This window comes from Roseomonas sp. SRI_022 (genome assembly GCF_057586215.1).
In genome coordinates this window covers 1-15,664 of record NZ_JBYCZL010000011.1, presented here as the reverse complement: position 1 = coordinate 15,664, position 15,664 = coordinate 1, and the positions used below count along the sequence as shown (strand labels likewise).

15 protein-coding genes are annotated in these 15,664 nt (G+C 69.4%); 4 read left to right on the top strand and 11 right to left on the bottom strand.

Going from position 1 to position 15,664, the window contains the following annotated elements:
• Positions 1 to 59: 59 nt before the first annotated feature.
• Positions 60 to 869 (bottom strand): phytoene/squalene synthase family protein, encoded by an 810-nt coding sequence (locus tag AC2YHJ_RS12685; RefSeq protein ID WP_487396425.1) that lies wholly within the window; start codon positions 867 to 869, stop codon positions 60 to 62.
• A 124-nt stretch (positions 870 to 993) separates the two neighbouring features.
• Between AC2YHJ_RS12685 and AC2YHJ_RS12680 the strand changes: the two genes are divergently transcribed.
• Positions 994 to 1,635, top strand: a complete 642-nt coding sequence (locus tag AC2YHJ_RS12680) for a superoxide dismutase (protein ID WP_487396424.1) — start codon at positions 994 to 996, stop codon at positions 1,633 to 1,635.
• A gap of 83 nt (positions 1,636 to 1,718) precedes the next feature.
• Here AC2YHJ_RS12680 and yajC read toward each other — a convergent pair whose 3' ends face one another.
• On the bottom strand, positions 1,719 to 2,081 hold the full coding sequence (gene yajC / locus AC2YHJ_RS12675) for a preprotein translocase subunit YajC (RefSeq protein WP_487396423.1): 363 nt from the start codon (positions 2,079 to 2,081) through the stop codon (positions 1,719 to 1,721).
• A gap of 206 nt (positions 2,082 to 2,287) precedes the next feature.
• Between yajC and AC2YHJ_RS12670 the strand changes: the two genes are divergently transcribed.
• The 3 genes from AC2YHJ_RS12670 to AC2YHJ_RS12660 all read left to right on the top strand — a co-directional run bounded on the left by AC2YHJ_RS12670 (position 2,288) and on the right by AC2YHJ_RS12660 (position 8,234).
• Positions 2,288 to 3,151, top strand: coding sequence for an ATP-binding protein (locus tag AC2YHJ_RS12670; RefSeq protein WP_487396422.1), 864 nt, complete (start codon positions 2,288 to 2,290; stop codon positions 3,149 to 3,151).
• 91 nt (positions 3,152 to 3,242) lie between these two features.
• Complete coding sequence (locus tag AC2YHJ_RS12665) at positions 3,243 to 4,169, top strand: MBL fold metallo-hydrolase (RefSeq protein WP_487396421.1); 927 nt, start codon at positions 3,243 to 3,245, stop codon at positions 4,167 to 4,169.
• Positions 4,170 to 4,223: 54 nt separating this feature from the next.
• Complete coding sequence (locus tag AC2YHJ_RS12660) at positions 4,224 to 8,234, top strand: clostripain-related cysteine peptidase (RefSeq protein ID WP_487396420.1); 4,011 nt, start codon at positions 4,224 to 4,226, stop codon at positions 8,232 to 8,234.
• Positions 8,235 to 8,246: 12 nt separating this feature from the next.
• Here the strand turns inward: AC2YHJ_RS12660 and serS are convergent, their stop codons facing one another.
• The 9 genes from serS to AC2YHJ_RS12615 form a co-directional block, all read right to left on the bottom strand.
• Positions 8,247 to 9,515, bottom strand: a complete 1,269-nt coding sequence (gene serS / locus AC2YHJ_RS12655; protein WP_487396419.1) for a serine--tRNA ligase — start codon at positions 9,513 to 9,515, stop codon at positions 8,247 to 8,249.
• A gap of 13 nt (positions 9,516 to 9,528) precedes the next feature.
• Entirely contained in the window at positions 9,529 to 10,275 is a 747-nt protein-coding gene (gene tatC / locus AC2YHJ_RS12650; protein ID WP_487396583.1) for a twin-arginine translocase subunit TatC, read from the bottom strand.
• Positions 10,276 to 10,332: 57 nt separating this feature from the next.
• The gene (gene tatB, locus AC2YHJ_RS12645; protein ID WP_487396418.1) at positions 10,333 to 10,848 is read right to left on the bottom strand and encodes a Sec-independent protein translocase protein TatB; all 516 of its coding nucleotides are present in this window, start codon (positions 10,846 to 10,848) and stop codon (positions 10,333 to 10,335) included.
• A 90-nt stretch (positions 10,849 to 10,938) separates the two neighbouring features.
• Positions 10,939 to 12,018 (bottom strand): ABC transporter ATP-binding protein, encoded by a 1,080-nt coding sequence (locus AC2YHJ_RS12640; RefSeq protein WP_487396417.1) that lies wholly within the window; start codon positions 12,016 to 12,018, stop codon positions 10,939 to 10,941.
• 115 nt (positions 12,019 to 12,133) lie between these two features.
• Positions 12,134 to 12,910 carry an SMC-Scp complex subunit ScpB gene (gene scpB / locus AC2YHJ_RS12635; RefSeq protein WP_487396416.1) on the bottom strand — a complete coding sequence of 259 codons (777 nt, stop codon included), beginning with the start codon at positions 12,908 to 12,910 and terminating at the stop codon, positions 12,134 to 12,136.
• Complete coding sequence (locus AC2YHJ_RS12630; protein WP_487396415.1) at positions 12,894 to 13,652, bottom strand: segregation and condensation protein A; 759 nt, start codon at positions 13,650 to 13,652, stop codon at positions 12,894 to 12,896. The genes scpB and AC2YHJ_RS12630 overlap by 17 nt, the downstream gene beginning before the upstream one ends.
• Positions 13,649 to 14,356: a site-2 protease family protein gene (locus AC2YHJ_RS12625; protein WP_487396414.1), complete on the bottom strand. Its 708-nt coding sequence runs from the start codon at positions 14,354 to 14,356 to the stop codon at positions 13,649 to 13,651. The genes AC2YHJ_RS12630 and AC2YHJ_RS12625 overlap by 4 nt, the downstream gene beginning before the upstream one ends.
• Positions 14,356 to 15,396, bottom strand: coding sequence for a beta-N-acetylhexosaminidase (gene nagZ, locus AC2YHJ_RS12620; protein ID WP_487396413.1), 1,041 nt, complete (start codon positions 15,394 to 15,396; stop codon positions 14,356 to 14,358). The genes AC2YHJ_RS12625 and nagZ overlap by 1 nt, the downstream gene beginning before the upstream one ends.
• A 1-nt stretch (position 15,397) precedes the next feature.
• A partial coding sequence (locus AC2YHJ_RS12615) for an SPOR domain-containing protein (protein ID WP_487396412.1) occupies positions 15,398 to 15,664 on the bottom strand: 267 nt, incomplete at its 5' end.

Below are 15,664 nucleotides of genomic sequence, written 5' to 3'. Positions count from 1 at the left end.
ATCGTTGTGCGTTGCGGCAGACTGCTATCGCCGCGACGTGGATCAGGCCACGAAGTGAATCACACGCGATGCCGCAAGCCGGCGCACGAAACCGCGAGCCGATCGCCGAGGCCACGAGCCAATGCCACACGCCCGCGCGCGATGCGCCGCAGGTCGCGCCGCGCCAGCACGGCCGGCAGCGCGGCGGCGATGGCACCGCGCGGCAGGTCGCGCCGCGCCGCGGCCAGCGCCTCCTGTCCATCCGTCGCCATCGCACGCAGCATCGCGCCGAGCCCCGCATGTCCTGGATCCGCGATCACCTCCTCCGGCCGCAGCCCCGCCGCCGCGAGCCGGTCGCGCGGCAGCAGGCATCGCCCCTGGGCCGCATGCGCGCCGACGGAACGCAGCACGCCGGCCAGGCCATAGGCAGCGCCCAGCGCGCGCAGGACCTCCGCTGCGTCGGCATCCGTGCCCAGCGCACGGCCGGCCACCGCCGACCAGCCGCCGGCGGTACCGCGCAACCAGGTCACGAAGTCCTGCTCGGTGACAAAGCCGCCTTCCTCGGTTTCGGCCTCCCGCGCATCGGCCAGTTCGATCAGCGCATCGGGGTCGAGCACGCCGGTGGTCACGGCGAGATGCAGTGGCTCGGCGACTTCATGCCTGCGTGCCGGGTGACCGGCGCGGGCTTCCTCGATCGCATCGCGCCACCATTGCAGGCGGATCAGCGCGGCCATCGGGTTGGTCGCCGCCTCGCGCGCGCGCGCAAGTTCGTGGTTGAAGGCGATCAGGGCGAAGATCGCTTCCCGCCGCTCCGCCGGCGCGAAGAGGGCACAGAGGAAGCGATCCGGGTCATGGGTGCGCGCGAAGGCGCCGATCGGGGACAGGCTCACCGCCCCGATATGCGCGCCGCGGCCGCCGCGTGGAACCCCATGCGGTTGACGGGCGTTACACCCCCGCTTACCTCGCCCTTGTGGCGCGGCCCGCGCTTCGTCCGTTGATCGGGAGAGAGACCCCATGGCCTTCAGCCTTCCCCCGCTGCCCTACGCGACCGGCGCCCTCGCCGCGACCGGCATGTGCCAGGAGACGCTCGAGCTCCATCACGGCAAGCATCACAACGCCTATGTCACCGCGCTGAACGGCCTGGTGGAGAGCAAGGGTCTCGCCGGCAAGTCGCTGGAGACGATCTGCGCCGAGGCCGGCAAGGCCGGCGCCGATGGCCTGCCAGTGCTGAACCAGGCCGGCCAGCATTGGAACCACTGCCTGTTCTGGCAGGTGATGGCGCCGGGCGGCGCGCATGGCGACAGCGTCCCGGCCGCGCTCGCCGCGAAGATCGACAGCGACCTCGGCGGCCTCGCCGCCTTCAAGGACGCCTTCAAGGCCGCTGGCGCGACGCAGTTCGGCTCGGGCTGGGCGTGGCTGGTGATCGGCGCCGACGGCAAGCTGAAGGTGACCAAGACGCCGAATGGTGCCAACCCGCTGTCCACCGGCGAAGGCCAGCCGATCCTCGGCTGCGACGTGTGGGAGCACGCCTACTACCTCGACTTCCGCAATGTGCGGCCGAACTATCTCGCCAACTTCCTGGACAAGCTGGTGAACTGGGACGTGGTCGCCGGTTTGCTGGGCAAGGGCGGCTTCACCGCCGGCCAGTCGGCCTGATCCGAACCGCCGCAAGGCGGAAACGCGAAGGGCGCCGGGGGATCACCCCGGCGCCCTTTTTCGTGGCCGAAGCGTTCGGCGCGTCAGCTCGACTTGGCGGCCGAGCCCTGGTCGTTCGCGGCCTGCGGGCGGATGACGCTGGTGATGGTGCCGCGCACGAGGCTGACGCGCACATTGGGGGCAATCTCCGCCTCGACCTCGTCCGAGCCTTCCTTCACCTTGGTGATGGTCGCGACGATGCCGCCCGCGGTGACCACGCGGTCATTGCGCTTGAGCTGCGTCAGCATCTCCCGGTGTTCCTTCATCTTCTTCTGCTGCGGGCGGATGAGCAGGAAGTAGAAGACGACGAAGATCAGCACGAGCGGCATGACCTGCATGACGATGCCAGCGGCACCGCCGGCGGCGTCCTGGGCGTGCGCGACCGAGATCGCGAAGGGGTTCCACATGGGCTTGTTCCGTCTCCCGGCGTGATAGCCTGTCTCGGAACCTTGGCGGCTGGGGGCGCGGCTGGGACATTTCGTGCCGGCACGAAGGCGGCGCAGAACAGACCGCTGCGACCGACCCGCCAGGGTTCCGGGACAGGCTCAGAGGCGCGGAACCTAACGGCCCGCCCCTTCCCGTCAATAGCAACCCGTCCTATGCCGCTTGGGCCATGGATGACCCTGCCCTGCTGCCCGCCCTGACCCGCATCGCCGAGGCGCTCGAGCGCCTGGCCCCGCCCCCGGCCTCGGGGCTGGACCTGACCGCCGCCGATGCCTTCGTCTGGCACCCCGAGCCCCGCCCGCATCTGGCCCCGGTGCCCAAGGTGGCGGCCGTGCCGATCAGCCTGCTGCAGGGGATCGAGGCGCAGAAGGCCCTGCTGGTGGACAACACCATGCGCTTCGCCGGTGGGTTCTCCGCCAACAACGCCATGCTCTGGGGTGCGCGCGGCACCGGCAAGTCCTCGCTGACCAAGGCGGCCCATGCTGCCGCCAATGCCGAGATCCCTGGTTCGCTGGCACTGATCGAGATCCATCGCGAGGACATCCGCACCCTGCCGGACCTGCTCGCCAAACTGCGCCTGCAACCCCGCCGCTGCATCGTCTTCTGCGACGACCTGTCCTTCGAGAAGGACGACGCCGACTACAAGGCGTTGAAATCAGTCCTCGACGGCGGCATCGAGGGCCGCCCACCCAACGTGCTGTTCTACGCGACCTCGAACCGCCGCCACCTGATGTCGCGCGATATGATCGAAAATGAGCGCAGCACCGCCATCAACCCCGGCGAGGCGGTGGAGGAGAAGGTCTCGCTATCGGACCGCTTCGGCCTGTGGATCGGCTTCCACAACGCCGACCAGCCCACCTTCTTCGCGATGATCGAGGGCTACGCCGCCCATTTCGCTCTGCCGATCAGTACCGAAGACCTGCACGCCCAGGCGATCGAATGGTCGGTGACGCGCGGCGGGCGGTCAGGCCGCGTCGCCTGGCAGTTCATCCAGGACCTGGCGGGCCGGCTGGGAGTGAAGATCGATCCCTGACGCGGCCGGCATCGCGACCGGCGCCAGGCGTGGCCCCGATGGCCGCTTCCTGAACCCGGACGGCTCCTCCGGCGGGAAGCGGCTGGGGGAGGTGCTGCGCCTGATGTTCGGCGGCGACGGCAAGCGTTGGCCGCGCCGCCAGCGCGACCTGCCGCAGCCGCCGCCCGTGCCGCCACCGCCCGGCCATGTCGCGGTCACCGCCATCGGCCATGCCAGCTTCTGCATCGCCTTTGCCGACGGCCCAGTGCTGCTGACCGACCCGGTGTGGAGCCCCCGCGCCAGCCCCTTCACCTTCATCGGGCCGCGCCGTGCCCGGCCGCCGGGGCAGCCGCTCGAAGCGCTGCCGCGGCCCGACGCCGTGCTGGTCTCCCACAACCACTACGACCATTGCGATCTCGCCACGCTGCGGCGGCTGGCGCGTATGGGCGCGCCGCCGGTGCTGACCGGGCTCGGCAACGCTCCGCTGGTGCGCCGTTCGGGGCTGCGGGACGTGACGGAACTGGATTGGTGGCAGGGGCACGAGCTGCCGGGCGGGCATCGCGTCACCTACCTGCCGATGCGCCATGGATCCGCGCGCAACCTGCGCGACCGCTGCCGCGCCCTGTGGGGTGGCTTCGCCATCGAGACCGCCACCGGCGCAAGGCTGTTCTTCTGTGGCGACACCGCCTGGGGGCCGCATCTGGAACAGATCGGCGAACGTCTCGGCCCCTTCGACGTCGCTCTGGTGCCGATCGGCGCCTATGACCCCCGCTGGTTCATGAGCAGCGTCCACATGGACCCGGGGGAAGCGCTGCGTGCCCATCACGCGCTGCGGGCACGGACCTCCATCGCCATGCATTTCGGCGTCTTCAAGCTGACGCGCGAAGCGATCGGCGAACCCGCCGCCCGGCTGGCCGCGCTGCGGGGCGATACCGACTTCCGCATCCCCGCCTTCGGCGAGACCATCACCCTGCCCTGCGCCACCAGGATTGATCCGGATCACACCACGTCACGAGCGAAGAACGATCCGCTTGACTAACGTAATGCGTGCGGCGCAGCCTCCCCCGCCCATGATCGGGCCGGAGGCTTCGCCATGGCTGACCAGCAAACCGCCAACACCTCCACGACCGGGGCGCTGCGCGTCAATGGCCTCGTGTTCTCCGCGGTGGACAGCACGCTGGACGAGGACTGGTTTCGCGTCACGCTGGTAGCGGGGCGCACCTACCAGATCGACCTCCTGGGCCTGTCGAGCGGATCCGGCACGCTGTCCAACCCCTTGATCTTTGGCATTTTCAACAGCAGCGGCAATTTCATTCCGGGCACCGTCTCGGGCGACATCGAACCCGGCACGAATCTCGACGACCAGTTGCTGTTCACGCCGACGACCACGGGCGCCTACTACATCAACGCGGCCAATGCCGATGACATCTCGCTGGGGACCTACGCCCTCGCCGTCACCGACCTGACGGCCCTGGACATTCCGGCGAGCGCTGCGACCGTGGCCACGGTGCCCATTGGCCTGTCCGGCGTGCAGGGGCGCATCGCCCTGCCCGGGGATGCGGACTGGTACAAGGTCACGCTCACGGCCGGGCATCTCTATCGCGTGGAGATGCGCGGCTTCGACAGCGGCAACGGCACCCTGCCCGACACCGTCATCCGCGGCATCCGCGACACGACCGGGGGCCTGCAGCCCTTCACCGGCAACGACGATGCGCCCGGGACCTTCGATTCCCGCGTGGAATTCCTGGCCGAGACGACTGGCGTCCACACCATCGACGTCGCCGCCTATGCGGGGCTGACCGGCACCTTCAACCTGCGGGTCCGTGACATCACCCCGGCCGACGTCGCCGCCAGCACGGCATCGACCACCTCGGTCGTGGTGAATGGCGCGGGCACCGTCGGGCGGATCGAAAGCGGGACCGATTCCGACTGGATCAAGGTCACGCTGACCGGCGGGCAGCTTTACACGATCGAAGCGCTTGGCCTCGCCACCGGACATGGCACGCTGGACGATCCGCTCATCGCCAGCATCCGCAATGCGGCGGGCACCATCGTCGCGGGTGCCACCGACGACGACAGCGGCCTTGGCTTCAACAGCCGCCTGGCCTTCACGCCGGGTTCGACCGGCACCTACTACATCGAGGTGCAGGACGCGCTGGAGGGCCTCGGATCCTATCGCGTCGCGGTGCGCACCGGCGCCACGCCGCTTGATGTCGCGGCAACGCTGAACACCACCGCGACGGCCGTGGTGGGCGGAAATGTCGTCGGGCGCGTCGATGCCGCCAATGATATCGATTGGTTCCGCGCCGCACTGCTGCCGGGGCGCACCTACCGGATCGACCTTCAAGGCGATGCGAGTGATGGCGCCGCACTCGCCGACCCCTTCCTACGCGGCCTGTACTACGGCGACGGCACGCTGATCGAAGGTACCGCGAATGACGATTTCGGCACGGGGGCGAATTCGCGCGTCACCTTCACCTCCCCTGGCGGGACCGTCTTCATTGCCGCGGGCGGCTACGGCACCGGCACCGGCAACTACAAGCTGAGCGTCGTGGATGTGACGCCGCCCGACCGCGCCGCCACCACCGCCACCACCGGCGTCATCGCGGTGGGCGGGCTGGTGTCCAGCCGGATCGACAGCGCCGGCGACCAGGATTGGTTCCGCGTGTCGCTAACGGCCGGGCAGGTCTACACCATCGAACTGAAAAGCGACGGCAACAGCCCGGTCGCGCTGCCGGACACGGTGATCACCGGCATCTACAACACGCTCGGCGCCCTGCTGCCGAACAGCGGCAATGATGATTACGGCGAATCCTTCGACAGCCGCGTGACCTTCACCGCGGGCTATACCGGCAACCACTACATCGGCGCGGCCGCCTATGGCGATGCTATCGGCGACTACCTGCTCTCGGTCAGCCTGGTCAGCAACGTCGTCGATGCCATCACCGACACCATTGCGACGGCCGGCCTGGTCGCGGTCGGCGGCAACGTCACCAACACGATCAACTCGGCGTTCGACGAGGACTGGTTCGCGGTCAACCTGGTCGCCGGCACGACCTATGCCATCAACCTGCGCGGCGAAGCGAGCGGCAACGGCACGTTGATCGACCCGCGCATCGTCGGCATCTACAACAGCGTCGGCACGCTGCTGCCCGGCACGCCGAACGACGACGCGCCGGGCACGCTTGATGCCCAAACCATTTTCCGCCCGACCGCCACCGGCACCTATTTCATCGCCGCCGGCGGCTATGGCAGCGATGCAGGGACTTATCGCCTGTCGGTCGAGACCACGGCGCCCACCACCGATGTCGCGGCGAACTACACCACCACCGCCAATATCGTTGCGGATGGGGCCGTCTATTCCGGCAATATCAACTTCGTCGGCGATGTGGACTGGATCCGCCTGCATGTCGATTACGGCGTGTCCTATGTCGCCAACATGCTGGGCGCGCCACTCGGCAACGGCACGCTGGCCGATGCGCGCATCATCGGCGTCTTCGACGGCCAGGGCGTGTCGCTGCAGACGCAGGTGACGCCGGACGTGCCTGGCTCGCTCGACAGCCAGGCGAATTTCCTGTCGGGCTATACAGGCAATGCCTATATCGCCGTGCGCAGCGGCAATTCCGGCACAGGCACCTTCAAGCTCGACGTCAACACGGTGAACAACGCGGACACGGTGGCGCCGCTGCTGGTCGCGACCAGCCCCTTCGACAATGCGTCGAGCGTTGGCGTCGGCAGCAACCTGACATTCCTGTTCGATGAGGCGGTGCGTGCCGGCAGCGGCGACATCCACATCGCGCGCACCGGCTTCGCCGACATCATCATCCCGATCGGCAGTCCGCAGGTGACCTTCGCCGGTGAGATCATGACGGTGAACCCCACCGCGAATCTCGCCGCCGGCGTGTCCTACAAGGTCAGCATCGATGCCGGCGCGGTGAAGGACATCGTCGGCAACTCCTTCGCCGGCATCGGCGGCGGCAGCACGCTCGACTTCACCACCGCCGCCGCGCCATCCGATACCTGGACGCTGATGGTCTATGTGGCGGGGGACAACAACCTCGAGCCCTTCGCGCTCTCCGACCTCAACGAGATGGAATCCGTGCTTGGCCTGCCGGCCAGCGTGAACATCATGGTCATGGTGGATCGCGCCGCCGGCTTCAGCAACGCGAGCGGCAACTGGACCGACACGCGCCGCGGCCAGATCGTCGCCGATGGCGCCAACGCCACCGTCACCTCGCTGAGCAATGGGGCGACCTCGCTCGGCGAACTCAACATGGGCGACGGCGCCAACCTCACCAACTTCATCGACTGGGCGAAGACCAATGCGCCTGCGCAGAACTATGGCCTGGTGATCTGGGACCATGGCGGCGGCCTCGCCGGCGCGGCCTGGGACGACGCGAGCGCCGGCGACAACCTGCGGGTCAACGAGATCCGCTCGGCGGTCGATGCCTCCACCGTCGCGAAGTTCGACATCATCGGCTTCGACTGCTGCCAGATGGCAATGGCCGAGGTCGCCTTCGCCCTGCGCGACCTGACCGACGTCTTCATCGGGTCGGAGGAGAACGAGCCCGGCGACGGCTGGGCCTACGACACCTTCCTCACGGCGCTGAAGCTCAACCCGAACATGACGGATGTGCAGCTCGCCCAGTCGATCGTCGCGGCCTATGGCGCCGAATTCGCTGGGCAGAACGATATCACGCTGTCCGCCCTGTCCACGGCGAAGCTGTCGGCGCTCGACACGGCGCTGGACGGTTTCGTGACGACGGCGCTCGCCGCCAGCGCCGCCGACCGGACGAAGATCGCCGAGGCCGCGCAGGCCGCGCACCGCTTCCCCTCCGGCGACACCGCCCCCTGGCGCGACCTGGTGGACTTCATGGAGAACATCATGTCGCGCACCGCAACGGTCGCACTGGACAACGCTTCGGCCGCGGTGATCGATGCCGTACGCGATGCGGTGATCGCCATCGCCAGCACGGTGCCGGAAGCCGAAGGCCTCAGCATCAACCTGCCGGTTGGCGCGACGCCGGTGCAAGCGGACTACACGCCCGCGAACTACAGCTTCCTGAACAGCGTCGCCTGGGACGATTTCCTGGCGATCGTCTAACCGGGCCGGGGCTCAGCCGATGCGGCCGAGCCCACCCATGAAGGGCAGCAGCACATCGGGGACGGTGATGCTGCCGTCCTCCTGCTGGTAGGTCTCCATCACCGCGATCAGCGCGCGGCCGACCGCCACACCCGACCCATTCAGCGTGTGCAGGAAGACGTTTCCCTTGCCTTCCTTCGGCTTGAAACGGCCATTCATGCGCCGTGCCTGGAAGTCCCGCGTGTTGGAGCAGGAGGAGACTTCCCGCCACGCCTGCTGCCCCGGCAACCAGACCTCGAGGTCATAGGTCCGCGCGGCGCCGAAGCCTGTGTCCCCGGCACACAGGAACACCCGCCGCCAGGTCAGGCCGAGATCGGTCAACACCCGCTCGGCGCAGCGCGTCATGCGCTCATGCTCCTCGGCGGATTGCTCCGGCGTGGTGATGGAGACCATCTCCACCTTCCAGAACTGGTGCTGGCGCAGCATGCCGCGCGTGTCGCGCCCGGCGCTGCCGGCCTCGGACCGGAAGCAGGGGGTCAGCGCGGTCAGGCGGATCGGCAGCTCGCCCTCGGGGAGGATCTCCTCCATGGCGAAGCCGGTCAGCGGCACCTCGGCGGTCGGGATCAGCCAACGGCCATCGGTGGTGCGGAACAGGTCGTCGGCGAATTTCGGCAGCTTGTCGGTGCCGTAGGCGACGGCGTCGTTGACCAGCAGTGGGACAGAGGCTTCGACATAGCCATGCGCTTCCGTGTGCAGGGCCAGCATCCACTGGCCCAGCGCGCGTTCAAGCCGCGCCAGCGCGCCCTTCAGGATGGTGAAGCGGGCACCCGCGATCTTCGCCGCAGTGCCGAAATCCATCAGGCCAAGCGCCTCGCCGAGCTCGAAATGCTGCTTCGGCAGGAAGGCATAGGCCGGGATGTCGCCGTGCTGGTGAAGCACGACGTTGGCGCTCTCATCGGCGCCGTCGGGCACTTCGGGGTCCAGGGTGTTGGGCAGGACTTCCAGCAGCGCGGTCTGCTCGCGCTCGGCCTCGGATGCCGTGGCGTCCAACGCGGCCATCTCGTCGCGCAGCGCAACGGCCTCGGCTTCCAGCGCGGCGGTGTCGCCGCCCTGGCGCTTCGCCATGCCGATCTCCTTGGCGATGGCGTTGCGGCGGGCCTGCTTCTCCTGCAGCGCGGTCTGGGCGGTGCGGCGCGCTTCGTCACGCGCCAGGATGGCGGCGGAGACCGGCTCCAGCCCGCGCCGCGCCAAGGCCGCATCGAAGGCCGCCGGATCAGCGCGCACTGCGCGAATATCATGCATGGCCCGCTATCCCTCAGGCGTCGTCGTCGCGCTTGGGCGCCACCCAGCGCGCCGCAAAGATCGAGATCTCGTACAGCGCGATCAGCGGCACGGCGAGGCCGATCTGGCTGATGATGTCCGGTGGCGTGATCACCGCCGCCACCACGAACATCCCCACCACCGCATAGCGCCGGCCCTTGCGCAGGGTATCGACATTCACGATGCCGACCTTCACCAGCAGCGTCAGCAGCACCGGCAACTGGAAGGCGATCCCGAAGGCCAGGATCATGTGCATCACGAGCGAGAGATACTCGCCGACCTTCGCCTCCAGCTGGATCGGGATGCCGCCCGAACCCGGCGGTGTCTCGAAGGAGATGAAGAATTTCCAGGCCAGCGGGAAGATGAAGTAGTAGGCGAGCGCCGCCCCCATGATGAACAGGAACGGCGATGCGATCAGGAACGGATAGATCGCCCGCTTCTCGGACCTGTACAGCCCCGGCGCGATGAACATCCAAAGCTGCGTCGCCCACATCGGGAAGCTGAAGAAGACCGCGCCGAAGAAGGCCACCTTCAGGTAGGTGAAGAAAGCTTCATACAGGGCGGTGAAGATCATCCGCCGCTCGCCGCCCGATTGCTGCGCCAGGATGTTGGCCAGCGGCTGCGCCAGGAAGGCGTAGATCTGCTGCGAGAAGTAGTAGCAGACGGCAAAGGCCAGGATGAAGGCGCCAACCGACCAGAGCAGCCGCTGACGCAGCTCCTTCAGGTGGTCCATCAACGGCATCGGCTTGTCGTTGATGGGATCGTCGTCGTTGTTCTCGGAAGCCAAGGAACCGCTCGCCTACACGCTCGGGGTGGTGGGGGCCGGCCGGGGCGGCTCGGTGGATGGCGGCACGAAAGCGGGGGCGGCGGCGGGTTCCGGCGCCGGTGGCAGGGGCAGTGGTGGCGCGGCCCAGCGGGCCACGTCGGGCGGCACGAAGGCCGGCGCGTTCTCCGGCACCGGCGGCGGCTCATAGGCCGGTGGCGGGGTATAGGTGGACCCGCCCATCATCGGATCCTCAAAGGCCTTGCGGACCGACCCGTCCGAATCAACGGCCTTCTCGATCTCACCCTTGATGTCGAAGTTGCGGATGTCGCTGATGGTGTTGCGCACATCGGCGATCTGGTTGCGCACGTCGTCGAGCTTCGCCTCGCGGACCAGCTCGTCCGCCTGCTGCTGGAACTCGGCCACCTTGCGGCGCAGGGACTGGATGCCCTTCGCCGCGCCCTTGATGGCATCGGGCAGGTCCTTGGGCCCGATGACGACGAGCGCCACCACGGCAATCAAGGCGATCTCTGACCAGGCGAGGTCGAACATGCGCTCCTTGTCCCCCGGCGTCTGTCTCTGCCGGCAGGGGACGCCCCGTTAGCAGGAAGCCGGTCTATCGCCAATGCGGCGGAAGGTTATCTAGGAAGCCTCGGGCGGAAAGACGAAGGCCCGTTCGGGATCAATCGCAACCGTTACGCGTTCGCCACGCGACAGGCGACGCCCCGGCGGCAACCGCGCATGCAGGTGCAGCAGGCCCCCGGCCCCATCGGGCAGCGACAGGTGCACCAGGGTGGTGGCGCCGAGCAGCCGGCAGGCCTCGACCTCGGCCGACGGGGCGGCCTCCGCGCCCAGGCGCAGCCCTTCCGGGCGCACCAGCACCTCCACCGACGTTCCCTCGGCAAGGCCCGGCGCGGGCAGCGAACCGATCGCCGTAGCCGCCTGGCCATCCGTCACCCTGCTCGGCAGGCGGTTCACCTCCCCCAGGAAGGTCGCGACATAGCGATCCGCCGGGCCGAAATAGAGCGCCTCGGGCGGGCCGAGTTGCAGGATCCGCCCTTCCCGCATCAGGGCGATGCGGTCGCCCATGAACATCGCCTCCTCCGAATCGTGGGTCACCAGCAGGGTGGCGATGCCGGAGGTCTGCAACACATGCAGCGTGTCGTCGCGCACCTGTTCGCGCAGCCGGGCGTCCAGGCTGGCGAAGGCCTCGTCCAGCAGCAGCACCGCCGGGCGCGGCGCCAGCGCGCGGGCCAGCGCCACGCGCTGTTGCTGCCCGCCGGAGAGCATATGCGGGAAGGACGCCTGATAGGCCTCGAGGCCGACCCTGGCCAGCGCATCCATCACCCGCCAGCCGCGTTCGCCCCGCGGGGCAAAGCGCAGGCCGAAAGCGACGTTCTCCGCCACCGTCAGATGCGGGAACAGCGCGTAGTCCTGGAAGACGAAGCCGACGCCGCGGCGTTCCGGCGGCACGTCCCGCCCCGGCTCGGCGATTACCTGCCCGCCGAGTTCGATCCGTCCGGATTGCAGCGGCTCCAACCCGGCCGCGAGGCGCAACAGCGTGGTCTTGCCGCAACCCGACGCGCCGAGCAGGCAGACGATCTCGCCCGGCGCGACGGTCAGGTCGATGCCGCGCAGCACCTCGCGGGCGCCATAGGCGTGGTGGATGTCGTGAAAGATGAGGGAAATTTGCTTGGCCCTCAGACGGCGGGCGCGGGCCATCCGGCCCGCTTGCCTTCGGACCCAGCGCTGGTGTGCCGAGGGCGGCGGGCGGGATGGGCGCGGTCGCGCTGTACGCTCGCAGTCAACTTTCTGCCGGCCATGGTGAATGGGTCGCTCATGCTGCGGGCGGCGTATCGTTGGCTTCCACATCCGGTGGCGCGCCATCGTCCGACGCGGTTGCCGGCGGTGGCGGCTCCTCCTCCGTCGTCACGCCCGGCAGCGGCAGGGCCGGGCCGGTCTCGGCGGTCACCAGTTCTTCCTTGCGCGGCAGGTCCGACAGCGCCCTGAGGCCGAACTGCTCCAGGAATTTCGGCGTGGTGCCCCACAGGGTCGGGCGGCCGGGGACCTCCCGCCGCCCGCGCGGGGCCACCAGGCCGAGTTCCAGCAGTGCCTCCAGCGTCGTCTGCGCCAGCGCGGCGCCACGGATTTCCTCGATCTCCCCACGCGTGCAGGGCTGGTGATAGGCGATGATGGACAGTGCCTCCATCGCTGCGCGCGGCAGGCGGCGCGGCGCCTGGACCACTTTCGTCAGGCGCTGGGCCAGGTCCGGCGCGGTGCGGAAGGCCCAGCCGCCAGCGACCTCGGTCAACACGACGCCGCGGCCCTCACAGGCCTCGGCGAGCGCAGCCATGACGATGCCGGCGGTCAGTCCCTCCGGCAGAATCGCGCCCAGCATGGCAGGGGTGACAGGCCGGTCGGAGGCATAGACCAGCGCCTCGGCCAGCCGCACGGCAGCGGCCAGCAGGCCGGGGTCGGGCGGGGCGTCCTCCGCAGCGGCGTCGAGGGGCGCCGACCCGTCTGTCTCCGCCGTCGGAGCGGCCGCCATGGTGTCCTCGGACGGCGCGGGGTCCTGGGGCGCCTCCGGCCGTGGCTCCTCAGCCTGGTTGGTCATCCGCGGCACCCTCCTCGGTCCGGCGGCGCACCAGGATTGGGCCAAAGGCCTCCTCCTGGCGGATCTCGATCCCGCCGCCGCGCGCCATCTCCAACCCTGCCACGAGCGTGCTGGCAAGGGCCGCGCGGCGTTCCAGCGGGTCGAGGATGGTATCGGGCAGGAACCCCTGCAGCACCGACCAGGACGGCAGCGCGCCGACCAGCCGGGTCAGCCGCTCCAGCGCCTCCTGCACCGAGAACAATTTGCGCGGCTTGGGCCGATAGGGCCGCCGCGCCAGAGCCCGGCGCCGCGCCGCGACGTAGGCCTGCAGCAGCGAAGGCAGGTCGGCATGCAGCCCCGACCGGTCCTCGACCCGCAGGCTCTCCGGCGCGCCGCGGGCGAAGACGTCATGGCCGAGCCAGGGTCGCCGGTTCAGCCAGAGGGCTGCCGCGCGCATGCGTTCCAGTTCCACCAGCCGGTCGGCGAGTTGCTCGGCCAGCGCCTCGGCGTCCTCGCCCTCGGCCTCCTCGGGCGGGATCAGCAGGCGGGATTTCAGCCAGGCGAGCCAGGCCGCCATCACCAGCCAGTCGGCGGCGAGTTCCAGCCGCACGCGGCGCGCGCCCTCGATCACCGCGAGGTACTGGTCCACCAGCGCGACGATCGAGATCCGCGCAATGTCCACCTTCTGCGACCGCGCCAATTCCAGCAGCAGGTCGAGCGGCCCCTCGAAGCCCTCCAGGCGCAGATGCAGCGATTCGCTCATCGTCCGCTCCCATGCCCGGCGAGCCAGAGCACGAAATCGAAGGCCGGTGCCACGATGTTGCGGATGAATAGCGCCATCGGGTCCCAGGACGGCATCGCCATCGGCAGGATGAACAGGAACAGCAGCACGATCATGATGCCATAAGGCTCGACGCGCGACAGCGCGATGGCCGGGCCGCGCGGCAGGATGCCCACCATGATCCGCCCGCCATCAAGCGGCGGCAGCGGCAGCAGGTTGAACAGGCCGAGCACCAGGTTGGACAGGATCGACAGCACGGCGAAGCGCAGCAGGAACTGCGTCGCATCCGGCCCCAGCATCTCCTGTCCCGCGATCACGGCATGGGCCAGCAGCGCGGCCGTGAAGGCCAGCACCGCATTGATCGCCGGCCCGGCCGCGGCAACCAGCACCATCCCCCAGCGCGGGTTGCGCAGTTGCCAGATGTTCACCGGCACCGGCTTCGCCCAGCCGAAGACGCCCTGCACCTGCCCGATCGTGAGCAACTGCCCCACGACCATGACGCCCGGCAGGATCAGCGTGCCGACAGGATCGACGTGGCGCAGCGGATTGATGCTGATCCGCCCGGCGCGCTTGGCGGTGTCGTCGCCCAGCCACAGCGCGGCATAGCCATGCGCGGCTTCGTGCAAGGTGATGGCGAGGACGGCGGCGAGCACCGCCGCCGCCACTTCCGGCAGCCAAGCGGGCATCAGGTCGGCCGCGCGGTCGGGTCGTCGCCGGAGGCGGCGGCCGCGGCTGCGGCGTAGCTGCCCATGATCCCGTCGCGCAGGGTGCGCAGCGCCGCCGGGCTGCGGTCGCGGAACGCGTCGCGGGTGGCGCGCGCCGCCGCCATGCGTTCCGCCCCACGGTCGCTCAGCGCCGAACAGCTCGCGAGCAACGCGGCGCTTTCCTCGATCCGCCCGGTGCAATGCAGGACAAGGTCGCAGCCGGCGTCCAGCGATGCCGCCGCGAGGTCGTTCGACGTCCCCTTGAGGGCACCCATGGCCAGGTCGTCCGTCACCAGCACTCCATCGAATCCGATCGCGCTGCGGATGACCTGGCCCACGATGGTGGGCGAAAGCGTCGCCGGCCGCACGCTGTCCCAGGCTTCGTAGAGCACGTGGGCGGTCATTGCCCAGGCCCCGGACCCCGCGAGCGCCCGGAATGGTTCGATATCGGCCGCCATGACCGATTTCGGCGCGGTGACGCGTGGCAGTTCGACATGGCTGTCGGCGGTCGCCCGTCCATGCCCCGGAATATGCTTGATCACGGGAATGGCGCCCGCCGCCTGGAGGCCCGCGACGAAAGCGGTGCCGAGGCGCGCGACCTCGGCCGGGTCCTCGGCGAAGGCCCGGTCACCGATCACGCCATGGGCCCCGGGCAGCCGGAGATCGAGCACCGGCGCGCAGACCACGTCGAGCCCCACGGCGACGCAGGTCTGGCCGAGCAGCGCCGCATTGGCCCGCAATGCCGGTTCGGGCAGGTGCTGGAAGGCTGCGGCGCGCGGGAACGCCTCCCAATGCGGGGGCCGCAGCCGCGCGACGCGGCCGCCTTCCTGGTCGACCAGGATCGGTGCCTCGGCACCGAGGATGTCGCGGATGTCGGCCGTCAGGGCGCGCAGCTGCTCCGGGTCGGCGACGTTGCGGGCGAACAGGATGATGCCGGCCGGGCGCCGGTCGCGCAAAAGCGCGGCCTCCTCGGCCGTCAGGCGTGGCCCCGACAGGCCGATGATCGCAGCAAGCGGGGTCACGTCAGCGGATGACGGCGCAGGGCATCTGCTTGGCGCGGGCCTGCTCGCAGAAGGACTGGGCGGCGGCGACATCGGCGAAGCCACCGGTCCGCAGCCGGTACAGCGTTGCCTGCCCGTCCCGCTCGAACTTCACGACCTGCGGGCGGAAGGCGCCGAGCAGGTCGGCATTGCGCCGGGCCAGCCGGTCCCATTCCTGCGTCGCCGCCTCCTCGGACGTCAGGGCGCCGAGCTGAACGCGGATCCGGCCATTCGGCGCCGGCGCGAGCCG